Origin of the sequence: Salinicola corii (assembly GCF_008298015.1) — a bacterium.
Classification (GTDB): Bacteria; Pseudomonadota; Gammaproteobacteria; order Pseudomonadales; family Halomonadaceae; genus Salinicola; species Salinicola corii.
Genome location: NZ_VTPX01000011.1, coordinates 112,350 through 130,150, shown reverse-complemented (window position 1 = coordinate 130,150; position 17,801 = coordinate 112,350). Strand labels below are relative to the sequence as shown.

Genomic DNA, 17,801 nt, shown 5'->3' with positions numbered 1-17,801 from the left:
CATTACATCCATTACTACAATCACGAACGCATCAAACTGACACTAAAAGGCCTGAGCCCTGTTCAGTACAGGGCCCAGGCCTTAAACGCCGGCTAAGTGAATCGTCCAACTTTATGGGGTCAGTTCATCACGTTGCCGGGCCGGCTTTTTCATGGTCGAATCGATCTTCTCTCAGGCGCGATGCTCGCTACCGGACTCATGAAGACGGTCGGGTTGGGTCGCTCGATCCCGCGCCTCGGGGGGAGCCTTGTCGCTACTGCAAAGACGTAGAGCGACGAAAAGCCCAAAGGCGACAAAACCAATGACGATAAGGCTCAAACTGAACAGACTCATTGCGCACCCCCCGCGTATCCGCCATCGATCGAGTCAGGACTTCCATGCTGATCTCGACATCCCTGACGGGATGATGGCTACCTGGCGCCTTCATCGGCACCGTTATTCTCGATCGGGCGACACTTCCCATGACTGGACGACTGCTGACGAAGCCCACTCCAGAAGCCCGTTCCTGAAACCGAACGTCATTCACCCGACTCAACCACTGCCCGCTTCGGCGACAGTGTTAGCGACTCTTTTTAACACCGAAGGCGACAAAAATTACACTTTGATGCAAAAAAAGGCAATCCAAACTTTATGATTACCTAATAACACAAATTATGAATTAAAGATGCCTCATCGACCATTAGCGATTGGTGGCCCAGACCAAAGGCTAGAGTCAGACAGTCACGCCAACGTCGCAATGGCCAGGCCAGCGCGGGGAAAATCAGCAACATATTGATATACTGAATGTAGTCAACGAGTCAGGCGCGGAAATTCATTGCACCCGAACGGGATATCGAACGACTCTCGAAGACGATATGAGAGACTCGGAAAGAGAGGACAACTCGAAACGCAGCACGATTTCTCCTGGGTGACTCCCCAGGAACTGCCAAACCGCCGTACTATCGTTCTCGACCTGCTGGCGCACCTGGCCGGCCGCGACGCGCATGGGAGAACCCAATGGTTCGAGCGCACCATCCGGCGGTGCCACCAGACGCCAGTCGAATCGCCCGCTTGCATCGGCTGCCAAGCTGACCGTCAATGTCTGCCCCACCTGGATCGCGATCGGCAATCCGCTATCGGCCTCGGTCACGCTGAGATCTCCTCTTGCGGAAGCAACGCTTCGACGGAGGCCGACCACCCCCGTTTGACCAGCCCCACCCCGTGCCATGAGCGTATCCCGATCCACCTGCTCCAGTAGGAAGACATGCCGCGTCGGATCGTCCGGTTCGAACCGATAAACCGGCTGGTCGCGCGGGCTGGCACCATTCTGCATGATCGACCAGCGTCCATGGTGGCTGGTCTCCACCAGAGATCGGCGATCGGCGGGATCGAGCGGATAACGTTGATTGAGTTGATAACCCGCAGGCGTGCCGGTCCGTCTCTCGCGGTAGAGCACGAGTTCGCTGTCCGCCCGGCCGTGCCCGCACCCCGGACAGTCCAGGCGGCCCTCGTAGGCCTCGCTGTAGAAGGGGGCGACATCGAGCCGTGATGAAATGACGTCCTGGCGCTTGTCCAAGCCCTCGGGACGCGTGCAGCCGGTCAAGGCGAGGCCAAGCAGCATGGCCGTCGCCAAGCCACGCCGCCCGAGAGGGATCCGTATCTCGTCGATCATCCCGCCTCCCGCCGATGATGGCGTCATCGTGCCACTATCACTATAGAAGGTGCCCGGAGCTCCTGCTCGAAATACGGAACGGTTCCGGTTCACCTCGATGGCCGCTCAAGACCGATCCAGGCCCCGTCCCTGGCGCTGGACCAGATTCATTGCGGATCGGGAGTACCCGGAGCCGTCACCGGCTCCCTGGATCCGGCACTGCCAGCGGATACCGTCGACTGCTCCATCACCACGCTCATTCTCGGCATGGCCAGGTCGATGCCTTGCTCGTCGAAACGCTGCTTCAAGCGGAGATTGAAGGCTCGAGCCACGTCCCACTGCATGATCGGCGCCGTGCGCATTCTGACCCGCAGAATGGCGGCTCCGGCATCGAAACTCTCGATACCCTGCACCTCCAAAGCCGACCAGATGTGGTGACGCATCATTGGGTCGTTACGCAATTCATCCGCGATCTCGCGAACGATCTCGATCGCTTCGTCGATTTTCAGATGGTGAGCGATGCGGATGCGCAACAGCGCGATGCCGAATTCCCGGGAGTAGTTCTGGATACCCTGGATCTGACTGAAAGGAATGATGTGCACGATGCCATCCAGATCGCGCAGCTTGACGGTTCGGATACTCAACGCTTCGACCGTACCCATGTGCGTTCCCAGATTGACGAAATCGTCGATAGCCAATGAATCCTCGATCAGGATGAACAGGCCGGTAATGAGATCCTGGACCAGCGTCTGCGCGCCGAAACCGACCGCCAGGCCGATGACTCCGGCACCGGCCAGCAATGGCGTGACGTTGACCCCCAGATTGGCCAACGCGATGATCACGGCAATGACGGCGATGGTCACGAACACGGTATTGCGCAGCAACGGCGTGATGGTCTGGGCACGCGCGCTGGCATTGACTCTCCTGCCATGGCGACGGCTGCTGCGCAGCAACGCGTGCTTGATCGCAGTATCCGCCAGTATCCATACCAACCATGCCAGCAGAAACGTCACGCCCAATCCGAGCACGCCCTTGGCGATCTGCTGGCCGATGCCGGCGGAGGCACCCACCGCCCATAACGATGAACCCCAGACCCGCATCGCTAGCTCGGCGAAGATCACCCAGCTCGCCAGATGAGCCAGGGTGAAGCCGAAACGCGCCAGACGGGCCATGTATTCGGAGGAGGGATTCTCACGGACGTTTGCACCTCGCCGGTGAATCAGGCCGGTGACCACCAGAGTCGCGATCATGAGCCCGGCCGTCACGACAGCGCGGAAAAACGCACTGCGAGAATCCTCGGCCGACATGATCATCGCGATCAGCGACACCGCCACCATGACCAGAATGGGAATGTGCCAGATCCGGCTGAAGACCCGAATCAGTTCGGTGGTCGCGCGACGCTCCTGACGCTGGGAATAGGGGCGATTTCGCATCAGATGCCGTATGGGGCGTCGAAATACCAGAACGAAGATACCCAGCAGCGATGCCGCACACACGTTGGCGATCAGTGACAGGAAGGTCGTGACCCCCTCGCCGAGCGGCTCGACCAGCGCCTCGGCATTGGCTGCATCGCCCAATGCGACCAGCGCCCCCAGCACAAACAGCCACCGGGCCCCGCGTCGACGCAAGATGCGTAGCGCGGCGTGACGATGCCCGCTGCCGAACAACGAGAAGACGATTTCACAAATCGCCGAGAAGACGGCACCGCAAAGCGTGGCGTACGCCGCGACCATGGCCAGCGTAATACCGACCGTGCCGGTCGCGACCTGGTGCACGGTCATCAGCGCGGCGACGAATCCAATCGCCAGAGGCACCACGCGCCGGACGATATGGCGAATGAGCGTCCAGGTCGTCGGCTCCGCCGGTAAATGCCACGGCAACCCCAACTGGCGGACGGCCCATCGCCAGAGCGTCGCGACAAGCAGCGTCACACCGATCCAGAGTGCCGTGACCCACACCAGCTCGAAAAAGATCCTGGGCCACTGCTGGTGATTGCTGACCAGCGTCGAGATATCCTCTCCGGCCTGATCGGCTCGTGTCGACCAGTAGCGGATCGGATTATCGAGCCCATCGGTTTCCAGAGAGGAGAACGATTGCGCGAGGGCGCCGAGCAGTCCTCCCGAACCACCCTCCTGTTTGGTATCCGCCGCCGTGGCATCACGCAGTTGCTTGAGATGCTCCAACAGGGACTGGCGCTGGTCGCTGTTTTCGAGCGTCGCAATGATCTGATCGAGCGATGCGCTCAGTTCCTGTGGAGAGGGCGCGGTTGCCGACTGGCTATCGCTGCCCTGGCTGCCGCCCATCAGCGATGTCAGCGACTGCGCCGATGCCGGCAGGCTGACCAGCAACGCCAGTACCAGCCCCAATATCCATCCCCGCTTTCTCAATCCCGTCACGTTGACTCCCTTACGCGTCACTATCGAGCCGTCGATGGCTTGCCGCCAGACATCATGCTATCCAGGCGACGCCAGAACAACGCTTCAACTCTTTGGTCCAAAGGTCGAAGCTGCTCTATCTTCAACGGAGGCACCGCCTGGGCATTACCGTCAACAGCGTGGCGCCCGGTGCCATCAAGACACCGATGAATTCATCCGCTGGATGCTGAATGCCTGACGATGCTGATGGACGAAGGCGTACTTCTCTTCAGGCTCTTGGCAAAGTACACCGCGGCTTTTTTTGCGATTTCAAGCTCTTCCGATTTCTCGGCCAGTTGGCGCTTAAGTCGGGCATTCTCGTCGGCCAAGGCTTGCTCGCGGGCTGAAGCACTTTGCTGCTGCTGGGCCTTCCGCCACTGGTAAAGCTGGCTGGGCTGGAGGCCAAGCTCTCGGGCGGCAGCACTGATGCCGACACGGTCGGCGAGCGCCAGGGCCTCGGTCTTGTAGTCCTGGGAGTAGCGGGTACGGGTCTTTTTCATCGAAGCTGCTTGCCTTGCCATGGGTCACCTCGTCTCAGTGTACTGTCTTAACGAGATGTCCACTGCTGTTGGGCAAGGTCACTCCGCGTCAGCCGAGATTGTAGAACAGGCATTCCAGTCCTGGTGATAGACTTCGAAGGGGGAAGGCAGTGCCATCGAAGCGTGCCAGACCGTGGGGAGAGGATGGAAAGTGGCCTAGCACCCAATCCAGAATGACACCGAGCCCACGCAGTGGGACGCTGGCCGGAGCAGCAATAAAAAAGGCAACCCCCGTGGGGGGGTTGCCTCTGGAAGGCCGATTTCTCGGCTGCATCGACACTACCTGCTAGTGACTTTCGTCCGGAGTCGGCTGGCCATCGTTGCGCCGCTTGCCACCGCCGAATCTCGACTGCAGCCCATGGGTGGTCTTCATGATCAGTACGTAGGTCGCCGGCACGAAGACCGTCGCCAACAAGGTGATAGAGATCATGCCACCCACGACCGGCGTTCCGATTTGGTTGCGGCTGGCCGCGCTGGCACCGGATGCCATGGCCAACGGCAGGGTACCACCGATGAACGCCAGCGAGGTCATCACGATCGGACGGAACCGCTGGCGGGCCGCCACCTTGGCCGCGTCGACCACCGACAACCCCGCATGCTTGCGCTGCTGCTCGGCGAACTCGACGATCAGGATAGCGTTCTTGGCGGCCAGGCCGACCACCACCAGCAGACCTACCTGCAGATAGACACTCGTGCTCAATCCGGCCAGGTAGACGGCCAGGATCGCGCCGATGAACGCAAACGGAACGGCAGAGACGACGGCCAACGGCAAGGTCCAGCTCTCGTACTGCGCTGCCAGGATCAGGAACATCATGATCACGCCGAAGGAGAGCGCCAACGTCGCCGCCGTGCCCACGTTGACCTGCTGATAGGCCTCGCCACTCCAGCCCATCCCGTAATCGGAGCCCAGCGTATCGGTGACGACTTCCTGCATCGCCTGTACCGCCTGCCCGGAGCTGTAGCCCGGTGCCGGACCGCCCGAGAACTGAGCGGCCGAATAGGTGTTGTAACGCTGCAATACCGTGGGCGCCTTGTCACGCGTGAGCGTAACCAACTCGGACAGCGGGATACGCTGGCCATCACCGCCACGTACGTAAACCTTGCTCAGGTCGCCCGGATTGCGACGGAAGTCGTCTTCCGACTGCAGATATACCTGAAAGTTACGACCCGAGTTGGTGAAGTAGTTGACGAACGAGCTGCCGAAGGTACTCGCCATGGTGGTATTCAGGTCAGCGATATCGACACCCAGGCTGCGCGCCTTCTCCGTATCGACGTCCGCCTTGTAGGAAGGCACGTTGACATCGAGTGACGTGAACACACCCGCGAGTTCCGGGCGCTTGGCCGCCGCCTGCATGACTTTGCCCGCCGACTCCGCCAACTGCTGTGACGTATCACCACCATAGGATTGCAGATAGCCGGTGAAGCCGCCGGTCGGAGACAGTCCCTGAATCGGAGGCAGGTTGAACGCCACGGTCTGGCCACCCTGAATCTGGGCGCCGATCTGCATGATCTTCTGGGTCAACTGGTCGATGGTGATATCACGATCTTCCCACGGCTTCATGGTAACGAAGACCGTACCCTTCGCAGTGTTGGGCGAACTCGACAGAATGTCGAAGCCGGGGATGCCGGTGACAAAGTTGATCCCCGGCACCTCGTCGCGCAGACGCTGACTGAGTTCCTGAACGTAAGCATCGGTTCGCGCCACCGAAGACCCCGCTGGTAGGTTGACGGCGGCCAGCGCGACGCCCTGATCCTCGGAAGGCAGCAGCGCGGCCGGCAACTGGGCAAAGATCATCCAGGAGACGATGCCTGCGGCAGCCAGACCCACCACGACCAACCACAACTGGTGGATGATGAAGTTGGTGATCGCCATGAAAAAGTCGGTGATCTTCTCGAAGACCTTGTTGAACCAGTCGAACGGCTTGCGAATGACGCGTACGAAACCAGACTGCTGAATGCGATCCTGATGCTTGAGGAAGATCGCACTCATGGCCGGGGTGAACGATAGCGCCACGATGGCCGAGATCGCCACCGAGATCGCGATGGTGATCGCGAACTGCTGATACATCTGCCCTGTCAGACCGCTCATGAAACCGACCGGCACGAACACCGCGGCCATGATGAAGGCGGTAGCGATGACCGCACCGGAGACCTCTTTCATCGCCTCGAGCGCGGCGCTGAAGGGTGTGGCCTCCTCGTCTTCTTCCATGATGCGCTCGACGTTCTCGATGACCACGATGGCATCATCCACCACGATCCCGATCGCCAGTATCATGCCGAACAGCGACAGCAGGTTGATTGAAAAGTCGAGCAGATACATCCCGGCGAAGGTCCCTACCACCGAAATCGGCACCACCGACATCGCCACCAGCGTGGAACGCCAGCTCTGCAGGAACAGGAACACGATCACCGCCACGAGCAGCAGGGCCTCGATGAAGGTGTGCTCCACCGACTGTATGGAAGCATCGATGAACAGCGTGGTGTCGTAGGGTATATCGAAGTCCAGTCCCGGCGGGAAACGCGTCTTCAGGTCCGCCATCGCCTGCTTGACCTCATTGGCCACATCCAGGGCGTTGGCACCCGGCTGCAGGTAGATAGCGATCGGCGCGATCGGCTTGTTGTTGACGTAGGCCTGGATTCCGTAGCTGTTTTTCCCCAACTCGATACGAGCAACGTCGCTCAGGCGCAGCGACGAGCCATCCGGGTTGGTTCGCAGCACGATCTCGCGAAACTGGTCGACGCTCTCATAGCGCCCTTGTGTGGTGATGGTATAGGTGTAGGGCGTGGGATCGCTCTGCGGCTCGGCGCCAAGCTTGCCGCCCGCAACGACCGCATTCTGTGCCTGTATCGCGGAAGAGACCTCGGCCGGGGTCAGATCGTACTGCGCCAGTTTGTCCGGATTGAGCCAGACGCGCATGGCGAATTCCTGACTGCCGAGCACTTCTGCCTGCCCCACACCAGGGAGCCGTGAAAGCTCATCGGTCACATTGATGTTGGCGTAGTTGGTCAGATACAGGGAGTCGTAGGCATCGGAGTCCGAGGTGATGCCGACGAACAGCAGGATGCTCGACGAACGCTGCTCGACCGTGACCCCCTGGGACTGTACCTCGCTCGGAAGCTGCGAAAGCGCCCGCTGAACCCGGTTGTTGACGTTGATCGTCGCCGTCTGCGGATCGGTGCCGATATTGAAATAGACGCTCATGGACATCTGACCGCTATCCGAACTGCTGGAGGTCAGATAGATCATGTCCTCGGTGCCGTTGATCTCCTGGGCGATCACCGACGCGACCGTGTCGGAGACCGTCTGAGCACTGGCCCCCGGATAGGTAGCGGAGACGCTGATCGTTGGCGGTACGACAGGCGGATACTGCTCGATGGGCAGCGTGCGCATCGCCATCAAACCGATCAGCGTGATGATGACCGAGAGGACTGTGGCGAAGATCGGGCGTCTGATGAAAACGCTGGAAAAGTTCATCAGTTGGCTCCGTTCTGTCCGTCTTTCGCCTCTTGCGCATCACGATGGGCGCCCTCGACGCCTTCACCGCCCTGGGCGTCGACCTCCTGCGAGGGATTTCCGCCGGCGTTGTTCTGCGGTTGCGGCACCTTGCCATTGAATGGCTGCGCGTCGATTTCGTCGCCGGCGGAGACACTGCCGATGCCCGAGACGACGACACGGTCGCCCGGGTTCAATCCCTCGGTGATGATTTGCCAATCTCCCGCGATTTCACCCAGCGACACGAAACGGCTCTCGGCCTTGCCCTCGCCATTGACGACGAAGACCTGTGGCCCCTTGAGCCCCTCGGTTACCGCGATGGCAGGCACGGCATAGACGTCGTAACGCATCACTTGGGGGAGCTTGACTCGCACGAACTGACCCGGCAGGAAGAGCTGGTCGTCGTTCTGGAACACGGCCTCGGCCTGGACCGTACTGGTTGACTCATCAACCCTGGAACCCAGGAAGTCGAGCGTGCCCTGTAACTGGAGGGCACTGTGGCTGGCGCTCTCGGTACCTGGCGCGGTCAGAACGGCCACGTCGGCTTGTTCGGCATCGCCCTGTTGACGCTGCTGGCGGAGAGAGAAAGCATCATCGGCGGGCAATGAAAAACGCACTTCGATCGGGTCCAGCGGCGTGATGGTCGCCAGTTCCTGAGGCGGCTGTACCAGGTTGCCGACGTTGACCTGACTGAGACTAATCATGCCGCTGACCGGCGCGTTGACTTCCGTGTAGCTGAGATCGATCTTGGCACTGTCCAGTGCCGCCTTGGCCTGGGCCTGGGCGGCTTGCGCGGTGCGCAGATCCGCCTGGGCCTGATCGCGCTGCTGCTGACTGACGGAGTTCTGGTTATAGAGCCGCTGGTAGCGCTCGGCGTCGCGCTGAGCGCGATACACCTCCGCTTGCGCGCTCTGCACGTCGGCCTGGTTCTGCGCGACCGTCGCTTCGTAGGGCGCCTGCTCGATGGTAAAGAGCTTGTCGCCCTTCTCCACCATGCTTCCCTCGCGATAGTGGCGAGCTTCGAGAATACCCTCCACGCGTCCCATCACCGTGACTTCACGGTTACTGCGAATCTGGGCGGGATACTCCTTGGAGAGCGAGACATCATGGGCCTCGACCTCCATCACTTCCGCCTTGGTGGGCGGCTTCTGCGGTTGCCCCCCACCTTGTTGAGCGCTTTGCTGATCGTCTCCGCCACAGGCGGCCAATGCCAACGACAGCAACAACGCCCCACCGAAACCGAGGGTGCCATTCTTGAAATTAGGGCGCATGAGTCTCCGTCCTGGAAAGGGGTGCCTGGATTAATGTAGCGAGCTTACAGGCATACATACATGAATGTAAACTTGCTGATAAATTCGTTATGCTGCATCTAGAAGACCTTAATCAGCACATAAGAAAAGCCATTCGCCATGACTCACTCACGCTTGCGACGACATCACCATGCCCAAACGCACCAAGGCTGAAGCCGAAGCCACACGAGAGGCCCTGCTCGACGCCGCCGAAGTCATTTTTCTCGAACGCGGCGTGTCGAGAACCTCTCTCGAGCAGATCGCTCGCCAGGCGGGCATGACCCGCGGGGCCGTCTACTGGCATTTCAAGAACAAGTCCGACTTGTTCCACGCCATGCTGGATCGCGTCAAGATGCCACTTCGCCAGTTACTGGATGATGTCGAGGACGCCGAGCGTCCGCGCGCACCGTTGGAGAGTCTCCAACTGGCTTCCCTGCACGCGTTGGAGCGGCTGCAGAGCCCACGCTCCCGGCGAGTGCACACCATCCTGTTTCACTGCTGCGAGGCGTCCAGCGACGTCAACATTCTCGAGTTGCATCAGCGGCTCGCCGACGACTGCTACGACACCATGCTGGAACGCTTCGAGGAAGCAAATCGCACCGGCACGATGATAGCGAGCATCGAGCCGGAAATCGCCTGTCGTATGCTGATGTCGATGTTCGGCGGCCTGATGCATGACTGGCTGCGCGACCCGACACGCTACGACATCGGCGATGTCGGCCCTCGCATAATCGACACCTTTTTCGAGCGCATCGCGCCAAACCCGGTGCCGTCCCACCCAGCGCTCCAATCGCTCACCTGAAGTGAGATGACACTTCCGGGCGGACCGCCTCTCGATCTGTCCGTCCATCTCCGGCGCCGGAAACACGACTTTCGTCGCAAAGACACTGCCGTCCCGACGCTCGACACTGGGCGGTCTTTGCGCCGAAGGATTTCATCATGCCCCACCCAGACTGGCTCGTGGCCGAGGACGACCGCTTCTCCTCGCTGGTCTTGCCTAACGCTCAGCTCGACCGACTCTGGCAAGCCGGCCGCTGGTGCGAAGGGCCGGCCTATTTCGCCGCCGGGCGCTACCTGCTCTGGTCGGACATTCCCAACGATCGTATCCTGCGTTACGACGAGAACGACGGCCATGTCTCCGTCTTTCGTCAACCCTCTGCCTTCAGCAACGGCCAGACGCTGGATCGGGAAGGCCGCCTCATCACCTGCGAGCACGGCAGCCGCAGCGTCACTCGCACCGAGCACAACGGACGTATCACCACCTTGGCGGATACCTTCGAGGGCCTCCGGCTCAACTCGCCCAATGACGTCACCGTCAAGTCCGACGGTTCGATCTGGTTCACCGATCCCAGCTACGGCATCGACAACGATTACGAGGGCGGCAAGCGACGGTCCGAGCTGGACTGCCACGTCTACTGCCTCGCCCCCGACGGCGAGCTGCGCCGCGTGGCCGACGATTTCGAAAAACCCAACGGCCTTGCCTTCTCCCCCGACGAATCCTGGCTCTACGTATCCGATACTGGTGCGACGCACCGAGCCAGCGGGCCACGGCATATCCGGCGATTTCGCGTCGGACAGGATCATCGCCTGAGTGGCGGCGACGTGTTCGCGGAGTCGGACTGCGGTCTCTTCGACGGCTTCCGCCTGGATATCGCGGGCAATCTGTGGACCAGCGCCGGCGACGGTGTCCATTGCTACGCCCCGGATGGCACTCGTCTCGGTCGCATTCTGATTCCGGAGACCGTGGCCAACGTCTGCTTCGGCGGCATCAGTCGCAATCGGCTCTACGTCTGCGCTACCACGTCGCTCTACGCACTGACACTCAATACCCGAGGTCATCACGTCATCGGCGAGGCCATCGCTCCTTCCGATATTCGCGCCCCTGCGCGCGCCTGATCGGCGAATGCCATCAGCCGGCCAGGATGCGATCCACCGCTCGCGCCACGCTATGGCGATAGGTGCCGCCGAACAGATAGAGATGGTTGAGCAGCGGGTAGAGCTGGAACAGCGCTTCCCGCCGCTCCCAGTCCGAGGGTCGCTCGCCGTCCCAGTAGGCCTCGAAGAAGGCATCACCCGGCCCGCCGAAGAGCGTCAGCATGGCCACGTCCACTTCCGGATAGTGCCGGTAGACGGCGGGGTCGATGATTGCCGGCCCCTGCGGCGTGAACAACACGTTGCCGGACCAGAGGTCGCCGTGCACCAGCGATGGCGGGATATCGGACAGCCAGCGCTCCAGCGAGTCGGCGGCACGCTCGATGCGCTCGGCGAGCGCGGCATCCAGCAGTCCCTGTTCGCGACAGAGCGCCAGCAGCGGCAGCAGACGTCGATCACGCTGGAAGGCGCGTCCGTCGGCCAGCGGCTCGTTGGACTGCGGGGTCAAGCCACAGGCGTTATTCCGCGACCAACCGTGTTCGGCGTCCGCATCCCGAGAATCCCGATGCAACTGACGCAGGCCTTCACCCAGCGCCACCCCGTCGCGCTTCCCCGTGTCCTCCATGGCCTGCATTATCAGCAGATCGCCATCTTCGGCCAGAACCTCAGGCACGATGAGATTGCGACAGGCGTCGCGCAGAGCCCTGAGACCGTCGGCCTCGCCAGCGACACGCTGTGGCGAATCCCGTTTGACGATACAGGGCGTCGTGCCGTCGACCCGCCATAGCCCTGCCCCACTGTCGCCACCGGAAAGCGGCGTAATGGCCCCGACATCAACGGGCATTTCCAGGGCCGCGAGCCGTCGTCTCAGCGTCTGCGTCATCACGTATCTCCTTGTTTACGTCGTCGCTATCGTTGGCGGCAGCGCTCCCTTCGCCCGCGCTCTCCTTGCCGCGCCCCCGGTTGAGTTCCTGCTGAAATAGAGACTTCAGCTCCGCCATGGCCGCCTTCTCGGTCGCCATCAACCGCTCGTTGTCGTTGCGGTGAGCGTAGGTATCCTTGAGCAGTTGGTTGTCGAAGTCGCGAAAAGTCCGCACCGCATTGATGGCGTTCGAACTGGGATAGCCCAGCCCCTTGAGCACCTCGACGCTCATTTCCATGCTCGAGGCGAACGTTTCCCGCACCACACCGTCGACGCCGATCTCCATCAGTTGCCAGGCGTGATGGCGGTTGCGTGCACGGGCATAGACGGATAGATCCGGAAAATGGGTCTTGGCCAGCCGGGCGATGGTCAGCGCGGCACTCTCGCTGTCGACGGCGATGACCAGCAGGCGAGCCTTATCGATACCCGCCGCACGTAGCAGGTCGAGACGCGTGGCGTCGGCATAGAAGATGCGGGAGCCGAAGCGGCGAATGAACTCGACCTGGGTGATGTTGGGATCCAGCGCGGTGAAGTTGATGCCTTGCATCTTCAGCATGCGCCCCACCATCTGTCCGAAGCGTCCAAGTCCGGCAATGATCACCGGCGGCGTGTCATCGCCGAAGTCCGTGTCGTAAGGACGGCTCTCCTTGAGCCGGTTGCCGAGCTTCTCGCCCAACTGATACAGAAACGGCGTGGCGGCCATGCTGAGGGTAACCGCCGCAATGCAAAGGCTGGCGATGCGCTGGTCGATGACACCGGCGGCCACGGCCGCCGTCAGCAGGACGAAGTCGAATTCCCCGCCCTGGGAGATGATCGTCGCCAGCCTGGGGATTTCCGTGCGCGGCAATCGGGTCAGCCAACCGATGACCGCCAGCACCACGGTCTTGGCCAGGGTCATGGCGATGGCGAGTCCCATGACCAGCCAGACGTTGTCCAACACCAGCGCCAGATCGACCGACATGCCGACGGCGATAAAGAAAAGCCCCAGCAGCAACCCTTTAAACGGCTCGATATTGGCTTCTAGCTCATGCCGGTAGGGGGTGTCGGCCAGCATGACGCCGCCCAGGAAGGCCCCCAGGGCCATCGACAATCCCGCCCACTGCATGACCAACGCCATGGCCAGCACCAGAAATAGCGCCGCGGCGGTAAAGATTTCATGCACGTCGCTCCGCGCGATCAACGCCAGGACGCGGGGAAATACCAGACGGCCAAAAACAATGGCGGCGATCACCACGCCGATGCTCCGCACAATGACCCAGCCATCGTCCGGCGCCGCGTCCGCGCGACCGGCCAGGAACGGTAGCAGCGCCAGCAGGGGTATCACCGCCAGGTCCTGGAACAGCAGCATGGCGAACGCGCTCTGGCCATGCGGCGTGGCCAGTTGACGGCGCTCGTTGAGCACCTGCAGCGCGAAGGCGGTCGACGACAGCGCCAGTGTCAAGCCAAGGAAGATGGCAATGCTCGGCGGTAGATCGAGCAGCAGTCCGATCGGCATCAACAGGGCGGCGCAGCCGGCCATCTGCAGCGATCCCAATCCCAGCAATCGCTTGCGCATCGACCATAATCGCCTGGGTTCCAGCTCCAGGCCGATGATGAACAGCAGCATTACCACGCCGAACTCGGAGAAATGCAGCACGGACTCCGGCTCGGATACGAAGCCGCTCACCGAGGGACCGGCCAGCAATCCGATGCAGAGATAGCCCAGAATCGCCCCCAGTCCCAGGCGCTGGAACAGCGGCACCGCGATGATGGCCGCCCCCAGCAGAACGGCCGTCTCATTAAGAAAGTCCATCGACCTTATATCCTCGTCGCGGCGGACATGCCGCCCAGGTGGGTCCGAAAGCAGAGTATCACTATCCGAATACGCGACAGGGCGCAGCCGGCACGACCCCCGATCTATGCCGGCGGATCCTTGAAAGGTAGACGCCGCCGGCTCTGCTCGAAATAGGCGTGGACATAGGCCCGCTCCTCGCGACAGTAATCGGCGACCGCTTCGCGAAACCCCTCATGCTCGAGATAATGCAGCGATCGGCTGATGACCGGGGCAAATCCCCGCGCCAGTTTGTGCTCCCCTTGCGTTCCCGGGTCGAACCTCACCAGATTGCACTCGAGACAATGCTCAATCCCCTGGTAGTAGCACGTCTCGAAATGCAGGAAGTCCGCCTCCACCTCGCTACCCCAGTATCGGCCATAGAGGGTATCGCCTCCCTGGAGGCAGAGCGCGGCGGCCACCGCCCGTCCCCCCACACTGGCACGCACCAGCAGCAGGTTGTCGGCCATGCCATCACGCAGCCGGGTAAAAAATTCGAGCGACAGATAGGGCCGTTGCCCCCGTTCGAGATAGGTCATGCAGTAGCAGCGATAGAACTGCTCCAGCGCCTCGTCATCGATCCGGTCTCCCGTCAGACGCTCGAACACAAACCCCTGATCGGACAACTTGCGCCGCTCTCGACGTATCTCCTTGCGCTTGCGCGAGTTCATCCGCGCCAGGAAACCGTCGAAGTCGCCAAAGCCGTCATCCCGCCAGGCGAACTGCACCGCCTGACGCTCCAGCAGTGGTGAGCCGAGCGCGGCCTGCCAATCGTCGACCTCGTCGCTATCGGCGAACAGCAGGTGCCAGCTCTGGAGGCCGGTATCGCGAATCAGCGGCGCCAGCGCGGCGATGACGGTGCGCCGATCGACATCGTCGACGACGGCCAACCGCGGCCCTGTCGCAGGCGTGAACGGAATCGCCGACAACGACTTGGGATAATAATCGCCACCGGCACGTTCCCAGGCATCGGCCCAGACCCAGTCGAACACGTACTCTCCACGGGAGTGATATTTGGCATAGCGCGGAAGCGCGGCCACCGCTCGCTCACCCTCGAAAACCATCAAGTGGTCCGGTTTCCAGCCCGTGTCGGTGTCGGCGCACCCACAGGCCTCCAGCGCCGCCAGAAACTCATAGCGCAGAAACGGATAGCGGGCGCCGGCCACGGCATTCCAGAGCGACGCACCTACGGCGGCCAAGCTGCCGATATTCTCGACCCGCAATGCCATTCCATTCCTCCCATTGATCATATTGCTACCGTCGCCCATCGCTCATGTTGAAAACTTCGAGAGCTGCGGGCAAGCGTGCGATACTCTACCGACAGTTCCAGCTCACGAGATGCACAGCACGATGACACCCGCTTCCTCTCCTCCTGGCCAGCCGACACCACCACCAGCCCCCACCAATACCATGGCACTGGCGGCGTTCGCGTTGAGCGTGCTGGGCACCTTCGTGCCACCCGCGGCGCTGGGCGGTGTCGTCTGCGGCCACCTGGCTCGACGTCAGATTCGCCACAAGCAGGAATCCGGCGATAGCTGGGCCCTGGCCGGCTTGATACTAGGCTATTTGTTGATTCTGTTGTCTCTGGCGGGCCTTTTGCTGTTTGGCGGCTTCGTCGTGACAATGTTCGGCGTCATGGCTTTCTTGTAGCCGATTTCATTGAAGAAACGCTCGCCGGCAAACAACGACCGCGGGTTTTGCTTACGCTGATGACGAGTTCCCATGCTGACTTCGCTTCTCGATAACGACTTCTACAAGATCACGATGCAGAATGCCGTGATCAAGCGCTTTCCCTATGCCCAGGCGCGCTACGCGTTCATCAACCGTGGCGAGCATGCCTTTCCCGAGGGATTTGGCGACGCGCTGCGACGCGAAGTGGATGCGATGGCCAACCTGATCTTGAGCGAGGCCGAAAAACGCTATCTCGAAGTCACCTGCCCTTACCTCGATCCGACTTACCTCGATTTTCTGGCGGGCTTCCGCTACAACCCGGCGGAAGTGACCATCCGACAGCAGGGCGTCGATCTCTCGGTGACGATCGAAGGATTGTGGTATCGCACCATTCTGTGGGAAGTCCCGCTGATGGCGCTGATCAGCGAACTCTGGTATCGCTTGCGCAATGCCGAGCGAGACACCGACGAGACGGTCGAGGCCCGCACTCGAGCCAAGATAGAGCAGTACCAGAAACTGGGACTCAAAATTGCCGAATTCGGTACCCGGCGACGCTTTTCATTCGACGTGCATGATCGAGTGGTCGGCGCTCTGCGTCATCACGGCGGCGAGGCGTTCAGTGGCAGCAGCAATGTACTGCTGGCGATGCGCCATGGTGTCAAGCCCATCGGCACCCATGCCCACGAGTGGTTCATGTTCCACGGTGCCCGGTTTGGCTTCAAGATGGCTAACAGCCTGGCCCTGGAGCACTGGGTCGACGTCTACCGCGGAGATCTGGGCATCGCCTTGACCGACACATTCACCAGCCCGGCCTTCTTCGAAAGTTTCGACAAGAAGTTCGCGAAACTCTTCGACGGCGTCAGGCACGATAGCGCCGACCCGATCGACTTCGCGGCTTCGACCATCGCCCATTACGAAAAGCTGGGCATCGATCCGCGCAGCAAGACGATCATCTTCTCCGACGCCCTGACACCAGAGAAGGTCGAACGGATTCAGGCCTTCTGTCAGGACCGTATTGGCATGGCGTTCGGTATCGGCACCAACTTCACCAACGACGTTGGCGTCGAGCCCATGAACATGGTCGTCAAGATGGTCGAGGCGAGACCGGAAGGCCAGCATTGGCTGCCCGTGATCAAGTTATCCGACGTCCCCGACAAGCATACTGGCGATCCCGAGATGATCGCCCTGGCCAAGCGGGTTCTCGCCCTCAGCCGCCCGGCCTGAGCGGGAAGCTGGAGGCCAAGGTCTAAACCGACTTTCTCATAGACAAGGTTTGTTTTTGCTTTTGGCCTTTCTTCCAGCTTCAAGTTTATGACTGACAGCTCCGGGCACAGCCCGGTCACTGATTCAACGCCTCGTCCAGCGTCAGCAGGGCGGCCTGCCAGGAAGCGGCATCCGCGGCCGCATCATAACCCAACGGCAAGTCGTACTCCTTCGCCAGTGCGTCGGCATCCGGGTTGGTGAACGCATGCTTGGCGCCGGGATACTGGACCACACGGACGCTGGCTCCATCCTTCGTCAAGGCATCGGCCATGCTGTCGAGCGCCTCAGGGTCCACCAGGGAGTCGTCCTGACCATTGTAGATACGCACCAGGCCGTCGAACGGCTGCGGATTGGTGACGACCTGAGTCGGGCTGCCATGGAAGCTGATCACGGCATCCAGCGGCATGCCGGCCAACGCCATGTTCATCACCACGCCACCGCCGAAGCAGTAGCCGATCGCCGCCATGCGGTCCTCCCGCACCGCCGGGTGCTGGCGCAGCGCCGCCATCGCCGCCTCCAGCCGCGCTCGGGCGGAGGGCCAGTCCTGCATCACCTGACTGGAGAACGCCTTGGCGTCCTTGGGGTGCTGGGCGACCTTGCCGTTTCCATACATGTCGACTGCCAGGGCGACGAACCCGAGCGCTGCCAGCTGGTCGGCCTTGTGCTTGATGTAGTCGTTCAATCCCCACCATTCATGCACCAGCAGGACGCCGGGACGGGGTTCATCGTCGCTGGCATTGTAGGCAAGATAGCCTTGGTAAGTCTGTCCGCCGGTGGTGTACTCGAAGGTCTCTCCCTGGACATGAGGGCCTTCGACCTCATCGGCCCAGGCCGACACGCAGATCAGGCTGAGCAGCGAGGCCAGCAGTAGTCGTCCCATCGTCTTTCTCCTTCTATG

13 protein-coding genes and 1 pseudogene are annotated in these 17,801 nt (G+C 61.3%); 5 read left to right on the top strand and 9 right to left on the bottom strand.

What is annotated here, in order from left to right; genetic code table 11:
- Window positions 1-96, top strand: a 96-nt coding sequence (locus tag F0A16_RS17370; RefSeq protein ID WP_149435321.1) for an IS3 family transposase, incomplete at its 5' end; no start/stop codon positions are given.
- Window positions 97-811: 715 nt separating this feature from the next.
- Here F0A16_RS17370 and F0A16_RS17365 read toward each other — a convergent pair.
- The 5 genes and pseudogenes from F0A16_RS17365 to F0A16_RS17340 all read right to left on the bottom strand — a co-directional run bounded on the left by F0A16_RS17365 (window position 812) and on the right by F0A16_RS17340 (window position 9,347).
- The gene (locus F0A16_RS17365) at window positions 812-1,651 is read right to left on the bottom strand and encodes a protease inhibitor I42 family protein (protein ID WP_149436626.1); all 840 of its coding nucleotides are present in this window, start codon (window positions 1,649-1,651) and stop codon (window positions 812-814) included.
- A 146-nt stretch (window positions 1,652-1,797) separates the two neighbouring features.
- Entirely contained in the window at window positions 1,798-4,026 is a 2,229-nt protein-coding gene (locus F0A16_RS17360; RefSeq protein WP_239023873.1) for a mechanosensitive ion channel domain-containing protein, read from the bottom strand.
- A gap of 192 nt (window positions 4,027-4,218) precedes the next feature.
- Window positions 4,219-4,565, bottom strand: a pseudogene (locus tag F0A16_RS17355) (transposase); the annotation flags it as partial.
- Window positions 4,566-4,869: 304 nt separating this feature from the next.
- Window positions 4,870-8,058, bottom strand: a complete 3,189-nt coding sequence (locus F0A16_RS17345; RefSeq protein ID WP_149436623.1) for an efflux RND transporter permease subunit — start codon at window positions 8,056-8,058, stop codon at window positions 4,870-4,872.
- On the bottom strand, window positions 8,058-9,347 hold the full coding sequence (locus tag F0A16_RS17340) for an efflux RND transporter periplasmic adaptor subunit (RefSeq protein ID WP_149436622.1): 1,290 nt from the start codon (window positions 9,345-9,347) through the stop codon (window positions 8,058-8,060). The genes F0A16_RS17345 and F0A16_RS17340 overlap by 1 nt, the downstream gene beginning before the upstream one ends.
- A 169-nt stretch (window positions 9,348-9,516) precedes the next feature.
- Between F0A16_RS17340 and F0A16_RS17335 the strand changes: the two genes are divergently transcribed.
- Window positions 9,517-10,167 (top strand): TetR family transcriptional regulator, encoded by a 651-nt coding sequence (locus F0A16_RS17335; protein ID WP_149436621.1) that lies wholly within the window; start codon window positions 9,517-9,519, stop codon window positions 10,165-10,167.
- A gap of 137 nt (window positions 10,168-10,304) precedes the next feature.
- On the top strand, window positions 10,305-11,261 hold the full coding sequence (locus F0A16_RS17330; protein ID WP_149436620.1) for an SMP-30/gluconolactonase/LRE family protein: 957 nt from the start codon (window positions 10,305-10,307) through the stop codon (window positions 11,259-11,261).
- 13 nt (window positions 11,262-11,274) lie between these two features.
- Here the strand turns inward: F0A16_RS17330 and F0A16_RS17325 are convergent, their stop codons facing one another.
- The 3 genes from F0A16_RS17325 to F0A16_RS17315 all read right to left on the bottom strand — a co-directional run bounded on the left by F0A16_RS17325 (window position 11,275) and on the right by F0A16_RS17315 (window position 15,198).
- On the bottom strand, window positions 11,275-12,120 hold the full coding sequence (locus tag F0A16_RS17325; RefSeq protein ID WP_149436619.1) for a fructosamine kinase family protein: 846 nt from the start codon (window positions 12,118-12,120) through the stop codon (window positions 11,275-11,277).
- Window positions 12,071-13,951 carry a monovalent cation:proton antiporter-2 (CPA2) family protein gene (locus F0A16_RS17320; protein WP_149436618.1) on the bottom strand — a complete coding sequence of 627 codons (1,881 nt, stop codon included), beginning with the start codon at window positions 13,949-13,951 and terminating at the stop codon, window positions 12,071-12,073. Before F0A16_RS17320 ends, F0A16_RS17325 begins: the two co-directional genes overlap by 50 nt.
- A gap of 104 nt (window positions 13,952-14,055) precedes the next feature.
- On the bottom strand, window positions 14,056-15,198 hold the full coding sequence (locus tag F0A16_RS17315) for a GNAT family N-acetyltransferase (RefSeq protein ID WP_149436617.1): 1,143 nt from the start codon (window positions 15,196-15,198) through the stop codon (window positions 14,056-14,058).
- A gap of 121 nt (window positions 15,199-15,319) precedes the next feature.
- On the opposite strand from F0A16_RS17315, the gene F0A16_RS17310 reads away from it, so the two are divergent.
- Together F0A16_RS17310 and pncB are read left to right on the top strand one after the other, a co-directional pair.
- Complete coding sequence (locus F0A16_RS17310) at window positions 15,320-15,619, top strand: DUF4190 domain-containing protein (protein WP_239023872.1); 300 nt, start codon at window positions 15,320-15,322, stop codon at window positions 15,617-15,619.
- A gap of 72 nt (window positions 15,620-15,691) precedes the next feature.
- On the top strand, window positions 15,692-16,864 hold the full coding sequence (gene pncB / locus F0A16_RS17305; RefSeq protein ID WP_149436616.1) for a nicotinate phosphoribosyltransferase: 1,173 nt from the start codon (window positions 15,692-15,694) through the stop codon (window positions 16,862-16,864).
- A 115-nt stretch (window positions 16,865-16,979) separates the two neighbouring features.
- On the opposite strand, the gene F0A16_RS17300 is transcribed toward pncB, so the two are convergent.
- Window positions 16,980-17,783 (bottom strand): dienelactone hydrolase family protein, encoded by an 804-nt coding sequence (locus F0A16_RS17300; RefSeq protein ID WP_239023871.1) that lies wholly within the window; start codon window positions 17,781-17,783, stop codon window positions 16,980-16,982.
- Window positions 17,784-17,801: the final 18 nt, after the last annotated feature.